Genomic DNA, 20153 nt, shown 5'->3' with positions numbered 1-20153 from the left:
CGTGACCGCGCACGGCCCGGGGGCCGGCCGCCCGCGATGCCGCTTGTGTCCCGGGCCGCGCGGGGGCAAATCCTGGGGATGTTCTTCCGCAAGCTCGCCGCGCGCTACAGCCTCGCGAACCTCAAGCCGGTGGAGACCGCGCGGCTGCGCCTCGCGCCGCTGGTGCCGTCCGACGCCGAGGCCCTGCGCGCCCTGACCGACGACCCGGCCATCACCGGGGCGGTCGACTTCCTGCCCGCCCCCTTCACCCTGAAGGACGCGCGCCAGCTCATCGGCCCGGCCAAGGTGACGAAGGACTGCTTCCTCGGCGCATGGCTGCGGACGGACGGGGCGCTCGCGGCGGTGATCGGCCTGCACCTGCGCGGCGACCACGCCGCCGAGGTGGGCTACTGGGTCGGCGGCGCGGCCCGGGGGCAGGGGCTCGGCACCGAGGCGGTCACCGCCGCGGTGGGCCTGCTGCAGGAGCGCTTCCCCCACCGCGTCATCATCGCCCAGTGCCGCCCCGAGAACGCGGCCTCGGTCGGCCTCCTGCGCAAGGTCGGCTTTCGCGACACCGGCGACCCGGGCCAGCTGCCCGGACGCCGGATCTTCACGGTCGCGTCGGCGTGACCGGGGCCGGGATTCCGGTCGCCGGCAGGTCCGACGCCCGCCGGCGGTAGACGACGACCGTGGCCAGGAGACCGCAGGCGCCCCCCAGGGCGAGCCACAGGCCGGGGGCCGCCTTGTTGCCCGTCTCCGCGATGAGCCAGGTGGCGACCAGTGGCGTCATCCCGCCGAACAGCGCGGTCGCCAGGGAATAGGCCAGGGAGAACCCGGCCGTGCGCACCTCCGGCGGCACGATCTCGGTGAGCGCCACCACCATGGCGCCGTTGTAGCCGCCATAGAGGAAGGACAGCCACAGCAGCACCCCCAGCATGGTCTCGAAGCTCGGATGCGCCACGAGCCAGACCAGGGCCGGATAGGCGGTGACGAGGGTCAGGCCCGAGAACAGCAGCAGGATCGGGCGCCGGCCGATCCGGTCGGAGAGCGCGCCCATCACGGGGAGCCAGACCAGGTTCGACACCGCGACGCAGAAGGTGACGATCAGGCTGTCGGTGTCGGAGAGCCGGAGGACGGTCTTGCCGAAGGTCGGGGTGTAGACCGTGATCGCGTAGAACGCGATCGTGGTCATCGCCACCATCAGCATTCCGAGCCCGACGATCCGCCAGTTCCGCCCCAGGGTGCGCAGCACCGCGCCCACCGGCGGGTGGACCTTGCGGGCCTGGAAGGCCGGGGTCTCCTGCAGCGAGCGCCGGATGTAGAACAGGAACGGCACCAGGAGGCAGCCGATCAGGAAGGGGATGCGCCAGCCCCAGGCGCCCATCTCGGCCGGCATCAGCAGGCGGTTGAGGGCGTAGCCGATGGCCGCCGCCGCCATGATCGCCACCTGCTGGCTGCCCGATTGCCAGGCGACGTAGAAGCCCTGGCGGCCGGGGGGCGCGAGTTCGGCGAGGTAGACCGAGACGCCGCCGAGCTCGACCCCGGCGGAGAAGCCCTGGAGCAGGCGGCCGACCAGCACCAGGATCGGCGCCACGAGGCCGATGCTGGCGTAGTCGGGGACCAGGGCGATCAGGATCGTGCCGGCGGCCATGATGGCCAGGGTGACGATGAGCCCCTTCCGGCGGCCGACCCGGTCGACATAGGCCCCAAGCAGCACGGCCCCCAGGGGCCGCATGAGGAAGCCGGCCCCGAAGGTCATGAAGGTCAGCATCAGCGCGGCGACGTCGCTCTCGCTCGGGAAGAACGCCTTGGCGATGTAGGCGGCGTAGAACCCGAAGGCGAAGAAGTCGAACATCTCCAGGAAGTTGCCGCTCGTCACCCGCAGGACGGCGGCGGCCCGGGAGCCGGCCTGGTCGTGATCCGCATGGCCCGCCATCGCAGTTCCTCGCCTGATACGTTCGGCCCTGGGCCGTTCATCCCAGGGTGACCGCATTTTTTCGCCGCCGCTAGGGCGGGGGAGGGGCGGAGCGGTTTCAATGCGGGCGGCGTGTTCGGGGCGCCGCGGCGGGCTCCCTACTCGGCCGCGATCTGCGCCGGTCCGTGGCCGAGCCAGGCCGCGAGGTCGGCCCGGGCCCGGTCGGTCATCGCCTTCTTCTTGGCCACCGCCTTCTCCGGCCCCTTCAGGCGCTTGCCCCCCTCGCCCTTCGGGGCGTGGTCGAGGGGCGGGAACAGGCCGAAATTCACGTTCATCGGCTGGAACGAGCGCGGGGCGCCGGCCTCCTCGGCCGCGATGTGGCCGCCGGTGATGTGGCCGATCAGGGCACCCAGCGCCGTGGTGGCGGGGAGGGGCGCGAGGGCCTCCCCGCGGGCCTCGGCCACCGCGAAGCGGCCGGCCATCAGGCCGATGGCGGCGCTCTCCACGTAGCCCTCGCAGCCGGTGATCTGGCCGGCGAAGCGCAGGGACGGCCGCGCCTTCAGGCGCAGGGTCGCGTCGAGGAGGCGGGGGCTGTCGAGATAGGTGTTGCGGTGGAGGCCGCCCAGCCGCGCGAACTCGGCGTTCTCCAGGCCGGGAATCGTGCGGAACACCCGGACCTGCTCGGAATAGGTCAGCTTCGTCTGGAACCCGACCATGTTGTAGAGGGTGCCCAGCGCGTTGTCCTGGCGCAGCTGGACGATAGCGCAGGCCTTCACGGTGGGGTCGTGCGGGTTGGTGAGGCCCACCGGCTTCATCGGGCCGTGGCGCAGGGTCTCGGGGCCGCGCTCGGCCATGACCTCGATCGGCAGGCAGCCGTCGAAATAGGGGGTCGAGGCCTCCCACTCCTTGAAGCCGATCTTGTCGCCGGCGACGAGCGCCTGGATGAACCGGTCGTACTGGTCGCGATCCATGGGGCAGTTGATGTAGTCGGCGCCCGTGCCGCCGGGCCCGACCTTGTCGTAGCGCGACTGGAACCAGGCCTTGCCCATGTCGATGGAGTCACGGTGCACGATCGGCGCGATCGCGTCGAAGAAGGCCAGCGACTCGGCCCCGGTCAATTCGCGGATCCCCTGCGCCAGGGACGGGGCGGTGAGGGGGCCCGTGGCGATGATGGTGCGGCCCCAGGCCTCGGGGGGCAGGCCCTCGACCTCCTCGCGCACGATGCGGATGCGCGGATGGCCCTCGATCGCCGCGGTGACGGCCCGGGCGAAGCCCTCGCGGTCGACGGCGAGCGCCCCGCCGGCGGGAACCTGGTGCGCGTCGGCCGCGCGCAGGATCAGCGAGCCAAGGGTGCGCATCTCCTGGTGCAGGAGGCCGACGGCGTTGCCGTTGGCGTCGTCCGAGCGGAACGAGTTCGAGCAGACGAGCTCGGCGAAGTCGCCCCCGTGATGGGCCTCGGTGCCGCGCACCGGGCGCATCTCGTGGAGCACCACGTCGTGGCCGCTCTCGGCGATCTGCCAGGCGGCTTCCGACCCGGCGAGGCCGCCGCCGACGATGTGGATGGGCAAGGATTCCGCGTGGTCCGTCATCGGCACGGGATAGACCCGCCCGGGGCTTGGATCAATGCGGGGCTTGGATCAATGCGGGGCTTGGATCAATGCGGGGCTTGGATCAATGCGGGGCGGCTCAATGCAGCTGCGGCGAGACCAGGAAGCGCTCCCGGTCGGAGGAGGTCACCGAGAGCTTGAGGGGCTTGCCGTCGCGCTGGATCGTCAGGGGCACCCGCACCCCGGCCTCGCCCAGGGCCCAGACCTGGCGGAAGAAGCCCGCGAGGTCGGCCACCGGCTCGCCCGCCACCGCCACGATGACGTCGCCCGGGCGCAGGTCCGCCGCCTCGGCGGGACCGTCGTCGGCGAGCCCCATCACCACCACGGAATCCTCGCCGTCGCTGGCATAGAGCCCGAGCCAGGGGCGGACCGGCCGGTCGACGCGCCCGCGGGTGGTGAGGTCGTCGAGGATCGGCGGCAGCAGGTCGATCGGCACGATCATGTTGATGGTCTTCGGTCCGGCGGTGCCGCCCTGCTGCAGCTGCAGGGAGCCGATGCCGAGGAGCGCCCCGTCCGGTCCGATCAGCGCCGCCCCGCCCCAGTGCGGATGCGAGGGCGCGGTGAACAGGGCCTCGTCGAGGACGTATTCCCAGTAGCCGGCGAATTCCTGGCGGGCGACGATCTCCACGGCGAGGCTGCGCGCGCGTCCGCCGACCCCGGCCATCACGGCCCGGTCGCCGATCTTGACGGGCGCGGAGCGCCCGAGCTTCAGCGGCTTGATCCGCAGGTCGCCCAGCGCCTGGACGAGGCCGAAGCCGGTGACCGCGTCGAAGCCGACCACGTGGCCGGGCACGGAGCGCCCGTCATGGGTGGTGAGCCAGACGGAATCCGCCTCGGTCACGAGGTAGCCGATGGTGAGGACGAGGCCGTCCTCGCCGATGACGACGCCGTTGCCGGCCCGCTCGGTGCCCAGCGTCTCGGCGGTGAAGGCCTCCGGCGGTACCCGCGTGGAGAGCGCCACGACGGCGGTGAGCGCCTGCTCGAGGTCGTAGCCGTAATCGGCGGCCTTGGGCTGGGCGGATGCGGGGATCTTCCAGTCTCCGGGCGAGGCCATGGGCGCGTCTTTCCTGCCGTCGTGTCGTGTCGATGAGACCGGAGATAGGTCGCCGGCTCGGATTCCGACAGTCTGGAGCGACCCTGCGACCGCTCAAGGCCCGGCGCGCAGCACCTTGCCGGGATTGAGCAGGCCCTGGGGATCGAGAGCGCCCTTGATCCGGCGGGCCAGCGCCATCTCCTCCGGCCGCCGGTGGTGGACGAGGGCGTCGACCCGGTACTGGCCGATGCCGTGCTCGGCCGAGATGCTGCCGCCGAACCGCGCCACCGCGTCGTGGACGATGCGGTTGATGGCGTCCGATCCGTGCCCGGGGCCGATCAGGACGTTGTAGTGGATGTTGCCGTCGCCCATGTGGCCGAAGATGTTCGGCCGGGTGCCCGGCGCGCCCGCGGCCAGGGCCTCGCCCGCCGCCGCCAGGAAGTCCGGGATCGCCGGGATCGGCACCGAGACGTCGTGCTTCACGCTCTTGCCGGCCCGGGCCTCGGCCTCGGTGATGTGCTCGCGCAGGGCCCAGAGGGCGGCCGCCTGCGGGCCGGATTCGGCGAGCACGCCGTCGGTGGCGTCGCCCCGCTCCAGGGCCTCGCCCAGCAGCGTCTCGACGGCCTCGCGCAGGCCGGGCAGGCTCGATCCCGCCTCCATCAGCACGGTCCAGTCGGCGGCGGCGATGGGACTCGCCAGGCCCGCATGCTGGGCCACCAGGGCGAGGGATTCCCCCGCGATCAGCTCGAAGGCCTGGATGGTGTCGCCCAGCGCATCCTGGGCCGCCCGGAGGAGGCGCAGGGCCGCCGCCGGATCGGGCACCGCCAGGAGCGCCGTGGCGGTGTGGCGCGGGCGCGGCACCAGGCGCAGGATGGCGGCGGTGACGATGCCCAGGGTGCCCTCGCTGCCGATGAAGAGCTGCTTCCAGTCGTAGCCCGCATTGTCCTTGCGCAGGGCGCGCAGGCCGTCGACCACGGTCCCGTCGGCGAGCACCACCTCGAGGCCGAGGACGAGGTTGCGGGTCATGCCGTAGCGCAGGACGTTGAGGCCGCCCGCATTGGTGGCGATGACGCCGCCCAGCATGGCCGAACCCTCCGCCGCCAGGCTGACGGGGAGGAGGCGCCCTTCCGCCGCCGCCGCCTCCTGCGCCACCTTGAGGATGCAGCCGGCCTCCGCCTCCAGGGTCAGCCCGAGGGGGTCGACCCGGCGGATCGCGTTCATGCGGGCGAGCGACAGCACCACCTGGCCGCCGGAGGCGTCCGGGGTTGCGCCCCCCGCAAGGCCGGTATGTCCCCCCTGGGGCACCACCGCGACGCCGGCGGCGTGACAGGCCGCCATCACGGCGGCGACCTGCGCCGTGGTGCCCGGGCGCGCCACCGCCGCCGGCCGGCCCGGGAACAGGCGGCGCCAGTCGACGGCGTAGGGCGCGCAATCCTCCTCGCCCGTCAGCAGGCCGCCCCGGCCGAGGCTGGCCTCCAGGCGGCCGAGGAGGTCGGCCTGCGCGCGCGTCTGGCTCATCGGAAGGCTCCTCGTGCTGGCGGTCCGGCCCGGGCCGGACGGTCCGGGAAACGGGTCGTCCCGGCATTCCGGCGCCGGCCCGCCGGGTCAAGGGGGCGGCCTGACAATCGCCGCCGATGCTCAAGGCCGGCCCTTGACCGGACCCGTGAACTGGCTTCTCACACGGCCCATTCGGGCGCCGGCGTCACGGTCCCGGCCGCGTCGCGCGGCCTTCGGGGCCGGCGCCCCATCCGCCCGCCACGGGCGCGAGATCCGAGAAGAACACGACCATGGCCGAACGACTCTCCTTCCCGAAGGACAAGATCCGCGTCCTGCTGCTCGAAGGCATCAACGACAGCGCCGCCGAGCTGTTCGCCGCCGCCGGCTACACCAACGTCGTCCGGGTGGCCAAGGCCCTGGACCGGGAGGCCCTGCACGAGGCCCTGAAGGGCACGCACATCCTCGGCATCCGCTCGCGCACCCAGCTCGACGCGGCGGCCCTGGCCCACGGCGAGCGCCTCCTGGCGGTGGGCTGCTTCTCGGTGGGCACCAACCAGGTCGACCTCGAGGCCGCCCGCCACCGGGGCATCCCGGTCTTCAACGCGCCCTACTCGAACACCCGCTCGGTGGCCGAGCTCGTCATCGGCGAGATCGTGATGCTGCTGCGCCGGATCGTGCCGCGCTCGGTGGGCGCCCATGCGGGCGAATGGGACAAGTCGGCCACCGGCTCGCAGGAGGTGCGGGGCAAGACGCTGGGCATCGTCGGCTACGGCAACATCGGCTCGCAGCTCTCGACGCTGGCGGAAGGCATGGGCATGCGGGTGGTGTTCCACGACCAGACCGACAAGCTGCGCCACGGAAACACCGAGCCCACCGACAGCCTGGAGACCCTGCTGGCCCAGAGCGACGTGGTCTCCCTGCACGTGCCGGAGACGCCCGAGACCCACAACATGATCGGCGAGGCCGAGATCCGGGCGATGAAGCCCGGCGCCTTCCTGATCAACAACGCCCGCGGCACCGTGGTGGACCTCGACGCCCTGGCCCGCGCCCTGCGCGACGGCCACCTGCGGGGGGCCGCCGTCGACGTGTTCCCGGTGGAGCCCGGCTCCAACCAGGAGCGCTTCGTCAGCCCGCTCCAGGGCCTGCCCAACGTGATCCTGACGCCGCATATCGGCGGCTCGACGGAGGAGGCGCAGGAGCGCATCGGCTCCGAGGTGGCGCGCAAGCTCGTCGATTACTCCGACATCGGCTCGACCGTCGGCACCGTGAACTTCCCGCAGGTGCAGCTGCCCGCCCGTCCCACCGGCACCCGCCTGATCCACGTCCAGCGCAACATCCCGGGCATGCTGGGGCGCCTCAACGACACCTTCGCCCGGCGCGGGGTGAACATCGCGGCGCAGTTCTACCAGACCGACGGCGAGGTCGGTTACGTGGTGGTGGAGACCGACGTCACCGATGCCGACGCCGAGAGCCTGCTGGAGGAGATCCGGGCGCTGGACGGCACCATCCGGGCCCGCCTGCTCTACGAGCGCCGCTGAGGCGCGCGCAGTCGCCTGCTCTACGCGTGCCGCTGACGCGCGCGCAGTGGCGCACCGGCGCCGCCTCGGTTAACCTGGGTTGAGACGGTGCCATCCGAAGCACCGTCGCCGGACCGATCCCGCGCGCGCCGGAGACAGAGGAAGCCCAGCCGTTGCGTGCAAGTCCCCTGCGTGACGGCCCCCCGCGTGGCGGTTCCCAGCCCGATGGTCCCTCGGCGGACGATCCGGCGCGCACCGATGCGGTCCTCGCCGATCTGATTGCCCGGATCGCCCGGCGCGACGAGGCCGCCCTGCGGACCCTCTATGATCGGACGGCCCCGAAACTTCTCGGCGTGGTCCTGCGTATCCAGTCCGATCGCGGCCTGGCCGAGGACGTGCTGCAGGACGTGTTCCTGCGCATCTGGCAGAAGGCCGCCACCTACAGCCCGGCGGCCGGACGGCCGCTGGCCTGGCTCTGCACCATCGCCCGCAACCGGGCGATCGACGGGGTGCGGCGGCGAAGCGAGACGCAGGGGCCGGTGACCGAGGACGGGGAGGATTGGGTGGAGCGGCTGGCCGACCCCCACGACAGCGAGGGCGCGATCCTCGGGCGCAACGCCCTCCAGGCCTGCCTCGGCCGGCTCGAGGCGCTGCACCGCGACTGCATCGTGCTGGCCTATTGCGAGGGCCAGTCCCGGGAGGATCTCGCCCTGCGCTACGACCGCCCCGTGAGCACCATCAAGACCTGGCTGCATCGCGGCCTCGCGACCCTGCGCGGCTGCCTGGACGGTGCCCCATGACCCCCGATCCGGAGGAGCGCGACCTGCGCCTGGCCGAGTACGTGCTCGGCACCCTGCCGCTGCCCGAGCGGGCGGCGGTGGATCTCGAGCTCGCCGTGGACCCCGCCGCCCGCGCGGCGCGCGACGCCTGGGAACGCCGCCTCGCGCCCCTCGCCCTCGGGGCACCCGAGGTCGTGCCGGGGCCGGAGGTCTGGCCGGCGATCGCCCGGCGGCTCGCCGCCGACGGGCCGCGTCCCGCCTCGCCGATCGACGTCCATCCGGGCGGCGATCTCGGACCCGCCGCCAACGACGACCGCATCGGCGCCCTGCAGGGCGCCCTGCGGCGCTGGCGCCTGACCGCCGGCACGGCGGCCGCCCTGGCGGCGGGGCTCGCCTTGTTCATCGCCGTCGGCGGGCCGCGCCCCGGCACCGGGCCGGGCGAGGGCGACGGGCGCTACGTGGCGGTGGTCAGCCGCGGCGGCGAGGCCCCGGCGCTCCTCGTCAGCATCGACACCCGGGCCGGGACCGCCCGGGTGCGCCCGGTGGGGGCGCAGGCCCCGGCGGGGCACAGCCTGGAACTCTGGTACGTCGGCGCCGGCGCGGCCCCGAAGACCCTCGGCCTCGTGGGCACCGACGCCAGGGTGCTGGACAAGGCGCTGGCCCTGCCGGCCGAGGCCGGCGCGCTGGCGGGCGGCACCTTCGCGGTCTCCGTCGAGCCGGCGGGTGGCTCGCCCACCGGCCAGCCGACCGGGCCGGTGGTCTATTCCGGCCCGCTGATCCGCGAATAGGCGGCGGGCCCGGGACGGCCGCCCCTGCGCCTCACCCCAGCAGCTTGTCCAGGGTGATCGGGATGTCGCGCACCCGCACGCCGGTGGCGTGCCAGACCGCGTTGGCGATGGCGCCGGCGGTGCCGGTGATGCCGATCTCGCCCACCCCCTTGATGCCCAGCGGGTTCACGTGCGGGTCGTGCTCCTCCACCAGGATCGCCTCCATGGCGGGCACGTCGGCGTTCACCGGGATGTGGTACTCGGCCAGGTTCCCGTTCATCACCCGGCCCGAGCGCGGGTCGAGCAACGCGTGCTCGTGCAGGGCCAGGGACACGCCCCAGATCATGCCGCCGTAATACTGGCTGCGCACGAGATGCGGGTTGATGATCCGCCCGGCCGCGAAGGCGCCCACGAGGCGCGTCACCCGGATCTGGCCGAGGTCGGGGTCGACCTTCACCTCCGCGTAGACCGCCCCGTGCGCGTGCATCGCGTAGGTCTTTCGCGATGCGGGGTCGCCCGCGCCCTGTCCCTTGGCCTCGACGGAGGTCCTGCCGGCGCGGGCCAGGATCTCGCCGAAGGATTCGGAGCGGGCGGGGTCGTCCCGGCGGGCGAGGCGGCCGTCGGCGGCGGTGACGCCGGCATTGCCGGCGCCGTAGAGGGGCGAGGCGCGGTCGTTGACGGCGAGCTCCGCCAGGGCGGCGATGGCGCCCTGCGCGGCGTTGTCCACCGCCGTGCCGCTGGTGGCGGTGCCGGTGGAGCCGCCGGCCAGGCCGCCGTTGGGCAGGTTCGAATCGCCGATGCGCAGCTCGACTTGGGTAATCGGGAGGCCGAGCCCGTCGGCGCCGATCTGCGCCAGCACCGTCCAGGCGCCCTGGCCCATGTCCTGGGCGGCGGTCTCGATGAGCCCCGTGCCGTCGGCCCGGATCGTGGCGCGGGCCTCGCCCTGCATCATCCCGGCCGGGTAGGTGGCGGTGCCGAGGCCCCAGCCGACCAGGAGCCCGTCGGCGTCGCGCATCTGGCGCGGCTGGCGCGGGCGGGCGGCCCAGCCGAAGCGCGCGGCTCCTTGGGCGTAGCATTCGCGCAGCGCCTTCGAGGAGAAGGGCCGGTGTGTGATCGGCTCGACCTCCGCGTAGTTGCGCAGGCGGATCTCCAGGGGATCGAGGTCGAGCTTGAGGGCCAGCTCGTCCAGCGCACTCTCCACCGCGACGCTGCCCGAGGCCTCGCCGGGGGCCCGCATGAAGATCGGGGTGCCGATATCGGCCCGGGAGACCGCGTGCGTGGTGGCGATCGCGCCGGCCGCGTAGAGGTGGCGCGAGAGGATGCCGGAGGGCTCGATGAAGTCGTCGTGCCGGCTCGTCAGGGTCAGGGTGTGGTGGTCGAGGGCCGTGAGGGTGCCGTCCCGGGAGGCGCCGAGCTTCAGGGTCTGGCGCGTGGCGGCGCGGTGGCCGACCGGGCCGAACATCTGCTCGCGCCGGGTCACCAGCTTGACGGGGCGTCCCACGAGCTTCGCCGCCATGATGCCGAGGATCTGCGGCGCGGCGATGAAGCCCTTCGAGCCGAAGCCGCCGCCGAGATAGTGGCAGACCACGTGGATGTTCTCGGGCGGAATGCCGAACAGGCCGGCGAGCCGGCCCTTGGCGATCCAGAGCGCCTGGGTCGGCGTGTAGAGGGTCAGGCGGTCGCCGTCCCACGCGGCCACGCTGGCATGGGGCTCCAGGGCGTTGTGGTACTGCGCGGCCGTGTCGTAGGTCGCCTCGATCCGGGTCTCGGCCGCCGCCATGCCGGCGGCGAGGTCGCCCGAGCCCTCGTCGGTGGCCGAGCCGGCCCCGACGGTCTCGGGGCGGAAGATCTCGCCGGCCCCGAGGGCGACGCTGACGGGCTCCGAATCGTAGCGGGGCGCCAGCAGGGCCGCGCCCTCGGTGGCGGCCTCCAGCGTCTCGGCGATCACCACCGCGATCGGCTGGTTGGCGTAGCGCACGCCGTCGTTCTGCAGGAGGTCGAGGCGGAAGGCGAAGGGATTGTCCTTCAGGTCCGGCGACTGGGCGAGCGCCGGGGCGTTCTGCGGCGTCATCACCGCGACGACGCCGGGATGGGCCTCCGCCGCCGCGACGTCGAGATGGGTGACCCGGCCGCGGGCGACCGCACTCACCGCCATCACGGCGTGGGCCAGGCCCTCGGGCCGGAAATCCGCGCTGTAGCGGGCCGCCCCGGTGATCTTGGCATGGCCGTCGCGCCGGGTGAGCGGCTGGCCGATGGAGGCGCCGTGGCGCTGACGCTCAGGCATGGGCGGGAACTCCGGCCGAGGGGGTGGGGGGATGGGGAGCGAAGGGGCTGGCCGGGAGCGCGGGGACGCGCTCCGGCGTGCCGGCGGCCGCCAGGGTGAGCGCGCGGACCACGATGCGGCGGGCGAGCTCGATCTTGTAGGCGTTGTCCCCCGAGGGCCTGGCGTCGGCCAGCGCCGCCTCGGCCGCCTTCGCGAAGGTCTCGGGCGTGGGGGCGGCACCGGCCAGCAGATCCTCCGCCGCCCGGGCGCGCCAGGGCTTCAGGGCGACGCTGCCGAGCGCGATGCGGGCCTGCCCGATCCGGTCCCCGTCCATCGCCAGACCCACCGCCGCCGACACCACCGCGAAGGCGTAGGAGGTACGCTCGCGGACCTTGAGGTAGCGGCTGTGCCCGGCGAAGGCCTCCGCCTCGGGGGGCAGGGTGACGGCGACGACGAGGTCGCCCGCTTCCAGAACGGTCTCGCGCTCCGGGTGATCGCCGGGCAGGCGGTGGAACGCCTCCAGGGGCACGGAGCGGGTGCCGCCGGCCCCCGCGATCTCGACGGTGGCGTCGAGGGCGGCGAGCGGCACGCAGAAGTCGGACGGGTGGGTGGCGATGCAGTGATCGCTCCAGCCGAGCACCGCGTGGCTCCGGGTGACGCCGCCCAGCGCCGCGCAGCCGGCGCCGGGGTCGCGCTTGTTGCAGGGGCTGGCGGTGTCGTAGAAATACTGGCAGCGGGTCCGCTGCAGCACGTTCCCGGCGGTGGTGGCGGCGTTGCGGAGCTGGCCCGAGGCGCCCGAGAGCAGGGCTTCCGCCAGGGCCGGGTAGCGCCGGGCGATGGTCGCGTCGTGCGCCAGGGCCGCGTTGCGCACCAGGGCGCCGATCCGGGTCGACCCGTCGGCGCCGCGCTCGATGCGGTCGAGGCCGGGCAGGCGGGTGACGTCGACGAGGGTGTCGGGCCGGCTGATCCCGCCCTTCATCAGGTCGACGAGGTTGGTGCCGGCGGCGAGATAGGCCGCCCCCGGCCGGGCGGCGGCCGCCACCGCCTCGGCGACGCTGGTGGCGCGGATGTAGTCGAAGGCCTTCACGCCGCATCCTCCGCGAGCTGGCGGCCGGGCAGGACGTCCGGCCCGCTCATCGCCGCATGGGCGGTGAGCACCGCATCCGTGATGCCCGCATAGGCGCCGCAGCGGCAGAGGTTCCCGCTCATGCCCTCGCGCACCCGCTCGGGGTCGCCCCCGGTCTGGCCCTCCTGGATCAGCCCGACCGCGCCGAGGATCTGGCCCGGGGTGCAGAAGCCGCACTGGAAGCCGTCATGCTCCAGGAAGGCGGCCTGGACCGGGTGCAGGGCGTCGCCCGCGGCGAGGCCCTCGATGGTGGTGATCGAGGCCCCGTCGTGGCTGACGGCGAGCGCCAGGCACGCATTCACCCGGACGCCGTCGAGGAGGATGGTGCAGGCCCCGCACTGGCCCCGGTCGCAGCCCTTCTTGGCCCCGGTGAGGTCGAGGCGCTCGCGCAACAGGTCGAGGAGGGTGACGCGCGCATCCTCCAGGACGACGCTGCGGCGCACGCCATTCACGGTCAGCGTGATGGGAAAGCTCATGCGGGGGACACCTCCGGCCGGCTTGTCTGGAAAGGCTCCAGATAGAACCGGCGCGGTGCCCGACCAGGGGGGGCTTCAGCGCGCGGCGGCCTTCGCCTCCGCCTCCTTGCGCGCCAGGATGGCCCGCATCTGCGCGATCTCGGTGTCCTGCGCCGTGACGATGCGCTCGGCGAGCGCCCGGACCTCCGGGTCCTTCGAGTATTGCAGGGCGACCCGGGCCATGGCGATGGCGCCGGCATGGTGCGGGATCATGCCGGCGGCGAAATCGCGGTCGACATCGCCGGAATAGCGGATGTCCATGTCGCCGTGCATGCGCATGGCGGCCTCCTGGAACGCCCTGGTGGAGGGGGATGCGCCGGCCTTCGCCGCGCCGGCCGGTTTTTCCGCGTGCGAATGGCCCGGTGTGGCGTGGCCGTGGTCGTGGCCATCCCCCGCGGGGTGATCCTCATGGGCCGGGGCGGCGCCCGTCAGGGCGAAGAGGGCGACGGTGGCGAGGACGGCGGCGGCGGTCTTCATGGGGGTCGGTCTCCGGGAGATCAGAACAGGGCCGGGGCGGGGGCGCCCGCGGCCGGCGCCGAGGCAGGGCCTTGCGCCGCCTGGAGGCGGCCGAAGGCGCCCCGGCCGAAGCGCAGGACGAGGACGGGGGTGAGCACCGCGTCGAGGAGGGTGGCGCTGAAGAGGCCGCCGAAGATCGTGACCGCGACGGGGTGGAGGATCTCCTTGCCGGGCGCCGTGCCGTCGACGAGGAGGGGCACCAGGGCGATGCCGGCGGCCAGCGCCGTCATCAGGACGGGCACCAGCCGCTCGTTGCTGGCCCGCAGCACCAGGGCCGGCCCGAAGGGCAGGCCCTCGGCGATGCCGAGGTTGAGGATGTGGCTGATCTTCAGGATGCCGTTGCGGGCGACGATGCCGGTGAGCGTCACGAAGCCGATCATCGAGGCCACCGAGAGGGGCAGCCCGGCGAGGAAGAGCGCCGCGACGCTGCCGATGAGGGCGAGCGGCACGTTGCCCATGACGATGAGGGCGAGCACGCCGGAGCGGTAGCGGCTCGCCAGCAGGGCGAAGACCAGGGCCAGCGAGACGAGGCTGAGGAGCCCGATGGTGCGGGTCGCCTCCCCCTGCGCCTGGAACGCGCCCTCCAGGCTCGCGGTGATGCCCTGGGGGAGCGTCGTGCGCGCCAGCGTGTCGGCCATGGCGGCGGCCACCGCCGCGCCGTCCGCGCCCGCCTGGGTGTTGGCCTGCACGACCAGCCTGCGCCGGCCGTTCTCGCGAAGAATCTGGTTGGGGCCGTCGCGCTCGGTGATGTCGGCCAGCGCGTGGGCCGGCACCCAGCCGGTGGGCGTCTCGATGAGGAGTTCGCGAAGTGCCGCCACCGAGCGGCCGGATTCCGGCAGGCGCAGGGTGACGTCGTAGCGGCGCAGGCCGTCCACCAGGGTCGAGACCACCCGGCCGTTGGCCAGCCGGCTCACCGCCTCGACCACGGCGCCGGGGGCGATGCCGTAGAGGGCGGCGCGTCCGGAATCGACCCGGACCTCGAGATGCGGGATCCGGACCTGCTTCTCGATGGACAGGTCGGCGATGCCGGGGATCGTCTCGAACGCGGTCGTGAGGGCTTCGGCCGTGCGGCGCAGGCCGTCGAGGTCCTCGCCGAACAGCTTGAGGGCGATCTCGGCTCGGACGCCCGAGAGCATGTGGTCGAGGCGGTGCGAGATCGGCTGGCCGACATTGAGCGAGACCGGCAGCACGCCCAGGCGCGCCCGCAGATCCGCCACGATGGCCGCGCGCGGCCGCCCGCCGGGCTTCATCGCGATCTCCAGGTCCGTGGAGTGGACGCCCTCGGCATGCTCGTCGAGCTCGGCCCGGCCGGTGCGGCGCCCGACCCGGTCCACCTCCGGGATGTCGAGGACCAGACCTTCGGCGATGGCGCCGATCCGGCTCGATTCGGCGAGGGAGATGCCCGGCGTGAAGGCGAGGTTGACGGTGAACGAGCCCTCGTTGAAGGCCGGCAGGAAGGCCCGCGGCAGCGTGGTGGCGGCGAAGGCCGCCGCACCGACGCCGAGCACGGCCGCCGCCATCACGGCGCGCGGGTGACCGAAGGCGAACGCGACGAGGCGGCCGTTGCCGGCCTTGAGACCGCGGATCAGCCGGCCCTCCGGCGCCTCCAGGGTCTTCAGGCCGGGGAGCAGCCAGGAGGCGAGGGCGGGTGTCAGGGTGAGCGAGACGAGCAGGCTCGACAGGATCGCGATGATGTAGGCCTGCCCCAGGGGGGCGAAGAGCCGGCCCTCGATGCCCGACAGGGCGAAGAGCGGCACGAAGACGAGGCAGATGATCACGGTCGCGTAGACGATGCCGGAGCGGACCTCGTTGGAGGCCGCCACGATCACCGCGAAGGCCGTGCGGGGCGCGCCCTCGTGACGGTTCTCGCGCAGGCGCCGCAGGATGTTCTCGACATCCACCACCGCGTCGTCGACGAGCTCGCCGATGGCGATGGCGAGGCCGCCCAGCGTCATCGTGTTGATGGACAGCCCGAGCGCGGAGAAGATCGCCGCCGTGGCGAGGATCGAGACCGGGATCGCCGTGAGCGAGATCAGGGTGGTGCGCGCGTTCATCAGGAAGGCGAACAGCACCAAAGCCACCACGGCGACGGCCTCGAGCAGCACCTGGACCACGTTGTGCAGGGAGGTCTCGATGAAATCCGCCTGCCGGAACAGCACCTTGTCGGCCTGGATCCCGGGCGGCAGGCTGGGGCCGAGCTGGGCCAGCGCCTCTTCCACGGTCTTCGTCAGCCGCACCGTATCGACGCCCGGCTGCTTCTCCACCGAGACGATGACGGCGGGCTTGCCCAGATAGCCGCCATCGCCGCGCCGGGGCCGGGGGGCGAAATCCACCTCCGCCACCTGCCGCAGGTAGACCGGACCCGCGGGCGTGCCCACCACGAGGTTGCGCAGGTCGTCGAGGTCGATGGTCCGGCCGATGGCGCGGATCAGCACCTCGCGGGCCCCCGCATCGGTGAAGCCGCCGCCCGCATTGGTGCCGAAGCCCTCCAGGGCCTGGGTCAGGCTGGCATGGGTGACGCCCAGGGCCCGCATGGCGGCGGGGTTCGGCGCCACCCGGAACTGGCGCACCGCGCCGCCGATCGGGATGACCTGCGCCACGCCCGGAATGGACAGGAGGCGCGGCCGGATGGTGAAGTCGGCGGTCTCGCGCAGTTGCATCGGGCTCGCGGTCTCGGAGGTCACCGCCACCAGCAGGATGCCGCCCATGATCGACGAGACCGGCCCCATCTGGGGCATCACGTCGGCGGGGAGCTCCGAGCGGGCCAGCGCCAGGCGCTCGGCCACGAACTGGCGCGCCCGGTAGAGGTCGGCGTCCCAGGCGAACTCGACGGTGACGATGGACAGGCCGATGCCCGAGACCGAGCGCACCCGGGTGACGCCGGGCAGGCCGTTCATCCGGGTCTCGATCGGGTAGCTGACGCGCTGCTCGACCTCCGGGGGCGCGAGCCCTTCCGCCTCCGTCATCACCGTGACGGTGGGCCGGTTGAGGTCCGGCAGCACGTCGACGGGCAGGCGGGTCAGGGCGAGGAGCCCGGTCAGCACCAGGGCGGCGGCCAGCGCCAGCACGAGCAGGCGGTTGCGCAGGGACTGCGCGACGATGGTCTCGAACATCGGGCCTCTCCTCAGCGGATCTGGTCGAGGAGCTCGGCGCCCTGGACGACGACGCGGCGCCCGGCCGCGATCCCGTCCTCCACCAGCATCCGGTCGGCATCCAGCGGCGCCACCCGCACCGGGCGGCCGAGGAAGCGCTCGGCGCTGACGTGCTCGTAGACGAGGCTGCCGCCCTCCGCCCGCACGACGCCGGAGCGCGCCACCGGCAGGCCGGGGCGGGCCTGGCCGACGGGGGCCAGCACGGTGACGAACTGGCCCAGGCGCAGGCCCTTCGCCTCGCCCTCCACCGCGAACTGGACCGGCACCGCCTGGTTGCGGTCCGCGAGCCCCGTGCCGCGATAGGCGAGCTGCAGGGTGCCGCCGTCGCCCAGGCGCGCGGTGGCCCGGCTGCCCTCGGCCAGCGCCTCGAAGCTCAGGGCCTCGACCCAGAGCTTGCCCGGATCGACGATGCGGTAGACCACGGTGCCGGGGGCCGCCATGGCGCCCGCCACCGCGTTCGCCTCGGCGATGACGCCGTCGACGGGGGCGACGAGGGATTCGGGCTCGCGCCGGATGGCGTCGAGGGCGGCGCGGCGGTCCCGCAGGCCGCCGAGTTCCGAGCGGGCGTCGTCGAGCTGGGTCTGCGCCACCGCGCCGGTGGTGGAGAGCCGCTCGAAGCGCCCGACCCGGCGCTCCAGGATGGCGATCTGCTGGTCGAGCTCGCCCTGGCGCTGGCGCATGTCGGAGACGTCCACCGCCTGGACCGGCGGCGTCACGGTGGCGAGCACCTCGCCGCGCGTCACCCGGGTGCCGAGGCGGGGAAAGCCCCGCTCCGGCGGCGCCAGCCGGCCGCCGACGGAGGATTGCACCACGCCGCTGGCATTCGGGTCGGGGATGATCCGGCCCGGCAACGCGACGCTCCGGGTGACGGAGGCTTGCGCCGTCAGGCCGGTGCGCAGGGCCAGCAGCCGCTGCAGCGACTTCGGCACGAAGACCGAGCCGTCGGGCAGGCGGCGCGCCCGCTCCATCAGGGTGCCGCCGGTGAGCGCCGCCGGGGTGACGGGCGGCTGCGTCTGGTCGGGGCCGTGGCCCTCGTGCGCCTGCGCCGCGCCGCCGAGGAACAGGGCGAGCACCAGCGTCGCCCCGACGGCGAGGAGGACGGCCAGGATCACGGCCAGAGACTGGCCCGCGCGGCGCCGGAGCGCCAGGGCGAACGCCCCGAGCCCCATCAGGAATCCGCCGGCCGCCAGCGCCGCCGGGCTCTGCCGCGCGAGGCGGTCGGCCAGGGCCGTGGCCGAGGCGGCGGCGCCCGAGGCCGAAGGTCCGGCGGTCGGGGCCGCGATCGGGGCGGGCAGGTGGAGATCGAGGTCGAGGAGGTCGGTGCGGCCCTCGGCCGAGACGCCGACGACGAGGTCGTGGTCGGTCCCGGCCGCGAGCCAGGGCGCCGCGAGGCGGTAGGTGCCGGGCGCGGTCTCGGTGGCCTTGCGCCGGCCCTCGGGCGTCATCACGGCGACGCCCGCCTCCGGGACGGGGGCGTTGGTGGCGAAGGCGTCGAGGTAGAGCACGAGATCGGTGCCCTGCACCACGGCGACGAGCTCGAAGCGCTCGGAGACGGCCTCCGCCCGCGGGGCCGTCGCGGCCGGAGCCGGCGGCGCGTCCGCACCATGATCGTGGCCCTCATGGGCGAGGGCGGCCCCGGACAGGACGGGCAGGGCGGGGAGCGCGAGGGCGACGAGGAGGGCGAGCGCGCGCAGGGCGGCCGCAAGGCAACGGAACATGGACCGGGAGTCTTTCGCCGAGGAGCACGGAACGGCGTCCCGGCCGCGAGCCTCCATCGGGAGTCTCGCGGGCCTCATGGGACGCGCGGCAGCGTCAGGCGTCGAATCGAGGCGGTTCGGGGAGGGTTTCCGGGACGATGTCCGTCCGGGCGGGGAGGGCGCGTGCCAGGGCGCGGTCGCCGGGCCCGCGCGGGCCGGCCACGGCGTCGCTTTCCGGGGCGAGCCCGGCCCCGGTGCAGCAGGCGTTCGAGCTGCGGCAGCCGGCATGGCCGCAGAGGCCGTCGCAGGCGCCGGTGCTCAGCGCCTTGATCGGGGCGGCGGCCAGCACCACGCGGGTCCGGATCGCGGCCCGCGGCAGGAGGATCCGGTCTTCGCCGCCGAGCCGGGCCTCCGCCGAGACGGCGGGGGAGGGGGCGGTCGCGGCCACACCCGCGGCGTGCGGATGGCCCGCATGGGCTTCGGCGCCGGACGGCATGAGGCCGACGGCGATCAGCACGATCACCGCCGCGAGCCAGAGTGCCATGTGCCGGACGCGCATCATATCAACGACAGACATAGCACACCGCGCCGGGCGACGACAGGCCGGTTTTCGCGCAGGGCGTGCCCGCGGGCACCCCGGCTCGACCTAAGAGGCTGGGAACGCACGGGGTTTCTCGCGGCACCGGTTCCCCTCCCCCGCCGCATGCTCTAAGCGGGCGACCCGGAGGCTCCGCCTTCGGGCGGCACCGCCTGCAGGCGGCACCGCCTGTAGGCGGCAGCGGAGGACGGCGCGCGATGAGAACTCTCCTGGTGATCGGGATCGGCACCGGCAACCCCGAGCACATGACGATCCAGGCGATCCGCGCCCTCAACACCGCCGACGTGGTCTTCGCCCTCGACAAGGGCCGCGCGAAGGCCGACCTCGTCGACCTGCGCCGGGAGATCTGCAGCCGGTATCTCACGGACAGGCCCTACCGCTTCGTCGAGGCCCAGGATCCCGAGCGCGACCGCAATCCGTCCGATTACGGAGCCACCGTCGAGGCCTGGCACGCCGCGCGCGCGGCGCTCTACGAGGCGATGATCGCGACGGAACTCGGCCCGGAGGGCTGCGGCGCCATCCTGGTCTGGGGCGATCCCTCCCTCTACGACAGCACGCTCCGCATCCTCGACCGCATCCGGGCGCGCCGAACCCTGGACCTCGCGGTCCGGGTGATCCCGGGCATCACCAGCGTCCAGGCGCTCGCGGCCGGCCACCGCATCCCCCTCAACCGCATCGGCGGCCCGATCACCATCACCACCGGCCGGCAGATCGCCGGCGGCCTGCCCGCGGGCAGCGACGCCACCGTGGTGATGCTCGACGGCCGGCCCCGCTTCGACCATCTCGACCCGGACCTGACCATCTACTGGGGCGCCTTCCTCGGGACCGCCGACGAGATCCTGGTCTCGGGCCGCCTCGGCGACGTGGCCGACGAGATCGGCGCCGTCCGCGCGGCCGCCCGCGCCCGGCACGGCTGGATCATGGACACCTATCTCCTGCGCCCGCCCGAGCCGGCCAGCGCGGACTGAGACCGCCTGCGACATGGTCGCCCATCCGCCGGAAGGATCCTCCGGCCTCCTGCCCGACCGACAGGGGATTCTCCCGCGTCGCCGCAGGGACACATCAACAAAAATCCATTTCCTCCAAAGCTGGTGCGACCCGTGACTGTCCGAGACTTGGCCGGGTGTTTGCACGAGACTTCGCCGGGCCAATAATCGTCCGATCCGGCCGCGACGACGACTGTCGCGGGCTA

The 20153-nt window shown here is 73.7% G+C and carries 16 protein-coding genes; 5 read left to right on the top strand and 11 right to left on the bottom strand.

Going from position 1 to position 20153, the window contains the following annotated elements; genetic code table 11:
• Positions 1-78 precede the first annotated feature (78 nt).
• Positions 79-609 (top strand): GNAT family N-acetyltransferase, encoded by a 531-nt coding sequence (locus tag AC6EUL_RS19750; RefSeq protein WP_056349784.1) that lies wholly within the window; start codon positions 79-81, stop codon positions 607-609.
• Here AC6EUL_RS19750 and AC6EUL_RS19745 read toward each other — a convergent pair.
• From AC6EUL_RS19745 to AC6EUL_RS19730, 4 genes are all read right to left on the bottom strand, one after another.
• On the bottom strand, positions 590-1915 hold the full coding sequence (locus AC6EUL_RS19745; RefSeq protein WP_499872159.1) for an MFS transporter: 1326 nt from the start codon (positions 1913-1915) through the stop codon (positions 590-592). The genes AC6EUL_RS19750 and AC6EUL_RS19745 overlap by 20 nt on opposite strands.
• A gap of 137 nt (positions 1916-2052) precedes the next feature.
• A complete protein-coding gene (gene trmFO / locus AC6EUL_RS19740; protein WP_056349788.1) occupies positions 2053-3483 on the bottom strand; it encodes a methylenetetrahydrofolate--tRNA-(uracil(54)-C(5))-methyltransferase (FADH(2)-oxidizing) TrmFO in 1431 nt (476 codons plus the stop codon).
• Positions 3484-3580: 97 nt separating this feature from the next.
• A complete protein-coding gene (locus AC6EUL_RS19735) occupies positions 3581-4555 on the bottom strand; it encodes a S1C family serine protease (RefSeq protein ID WP_056222089.1) in 975 nt (324 codons plus the stop codon).
• 93 nt (positions 4556-4648) lie between these two features.
• Positions 4649-6052 (bottom strand): FAD-binding oxidoreductase, encoded by a 1404-nt coding sequence (locus AC6EUL_RS19730; RefSeq protein WP_056274924.1) that lies wholly within the window; start codon positions 6050-6052, stop codon positions 4649-4651.
• A gap of 269 nt (positions 6053-6321) precedes the next feature.
• On the opposite strand from AC6EUL_RS19730, the gene serA reads away from it, so the two are divergent.
• The 3 genes from serA to AC6EUL_RS19715 all read left to right on the top strand — a co-directional run bounded on the left by serA (position 6322) and on the right by AC6EUL_RS19715 (position 9115).
• A complete protein-coding gene (serA, locus tag AC6EUL_RS19725; RefSeq protein WP_056222096.1) occupies positions 6322-7569 on the top strand; it encodes a phosphoglycerate dehydrogenase in 1248 nt (415 codons plus the stop codon).
• A 254-nt stretch (positions 7570-7823) separates the two neighbouring features.
• On the top strand, positions 7824-8348 hold the full coding sequence (locus tag AC6EUL_RS19720) for a sigma-70 family RNA polymerase sigma factor (protein WP_056222237.1): 525 nt from the start codon (positions 7824-7826) through the stop codon (positions 8346-8348).
• A complete protein-coding gene (locus AC6EUL_RS19715) occupies positions 8345-9115 on the top strand; it encodes an anti-sigma factor (RefSeq protein WP_056222098.1) in 771 nt (256 codons plus the stop codon). Before AC6EUL_RS19720 ends, AC6EUL_RS19715 begins: the two co-directional genes overlap by 4 nt.
• Positions 9116-9146: 31 nt before the next feature.
• Here AC6EUL_RS19715 and AC6EUL_RS19710 read toward each other — a convergent pair whose 3' ends face one another.
• The 7 genes from AC6EUL_RS19710 to AC6EUL_RS19680 form a co-directional block, all read right to left on the bottom strand.
• Entirely contained in the window at positions 9147-11378 is a 2232-nt protein-coding gene (locus tag AC6EUL_RS19710) for a xanthine dehydrogenase family protein molybdopterin-binding subunit (RefSeq protein ID WP_499872155.1), read from the bottom strand.
• Positions 11371-12444, bottom strand: coding sequence for an FAD binding domain-containing protein (locus AC6EUL_RS19705; protein WP_499872153.1), 1074 nt, complete (start codon positions 12442-12444; stop codon positions 11371-11373). Before AC6EUL_RS19705 ends, AC6EUL_RS19710 begins: the two co-directional genes overlap by 8 nt.
• On the bottom strand, positions 12441-12959 hold the full coding sequence (locus AC6EUL_RS19700) for a (2Fe-2S)-binding protein (protein WP_056274916.1): 519 nt from the start codon (positions 12957-12959) through the stop codon (positions 12441-12443). The genes AC6EUL_RS19705 and AC6EUL_RS19700 overlap by 4 nt, the downstream gene beginning before the upstream one ends.
• A gap of 75 nt (positions 12960-13034) precedes the next feature.
• Positions 13035-13475 (bottom strand): CopM family metallochaperone, encoded by a 441-nt coding sequence (gene copM, locus AC6EUL_RS19695; protein WP_499872151.1) that lies wholly within the window; start codon positions 13473-13475, stop codon positions 13035-13037.
• 20 nt (positions 13476-13495) lie between these two features.
• Complete coding sequence (locus AC6EUL_RS19690; RefSeq protein WP_499872149.1) at positions 13496-16627, bottom strand: efflux RND transporter permease subunit; 3132 nt, start codon at positions 16625-16627, stop codon at positions 13496-13498.
• 11 nt (positions 16628-16638) lie between these two features.
• Positions 16639-18384, bottom strand: a complete 1746-nt coding sequence (locus AC6EUL_RS19685) for an efflux RND transporter periplasmic adaptor subunit (protein WP_499872147.1) — start codon at positions 18382-18384, stop codon at positions 16639-16641.
• 94 nt (positions 18385-18478) lie between these two features.
• A complete protein-coding gene (locus tag AC6EUL_RS19680; RefSeq protein WP_499872145.1) occupies positions 18479-18907 on the bottom strand; it encodes a hypothetical protein in 429 nt (142 codons plus the stop codon).
• Between the two features lie 251 nt (positions 18908-19158).
• Between AC6EUL_RS19680 and cobF the strand changes: the two genes are divergently transcribed.
• On the top strand, positions 19159-19929 hold the full coding sequence (gene cobF, locus AC6EUL_RS19675; protein ID WP_056222122.1) for a precorrin-6A synthase (deacetylating): 771 nt from the start codon (positions 19159-19161) through the stop codon (positions 19927-19929).
• Positions 19930-20153 lie beyond the last annotated feature (224 nt).

It is taken from the genome of Methylobacterium sp. 001424705, assembly GCF_059816145.1.
This window is presented reverse-complemented; position numbering and strand designations above follow the sequence as displayed.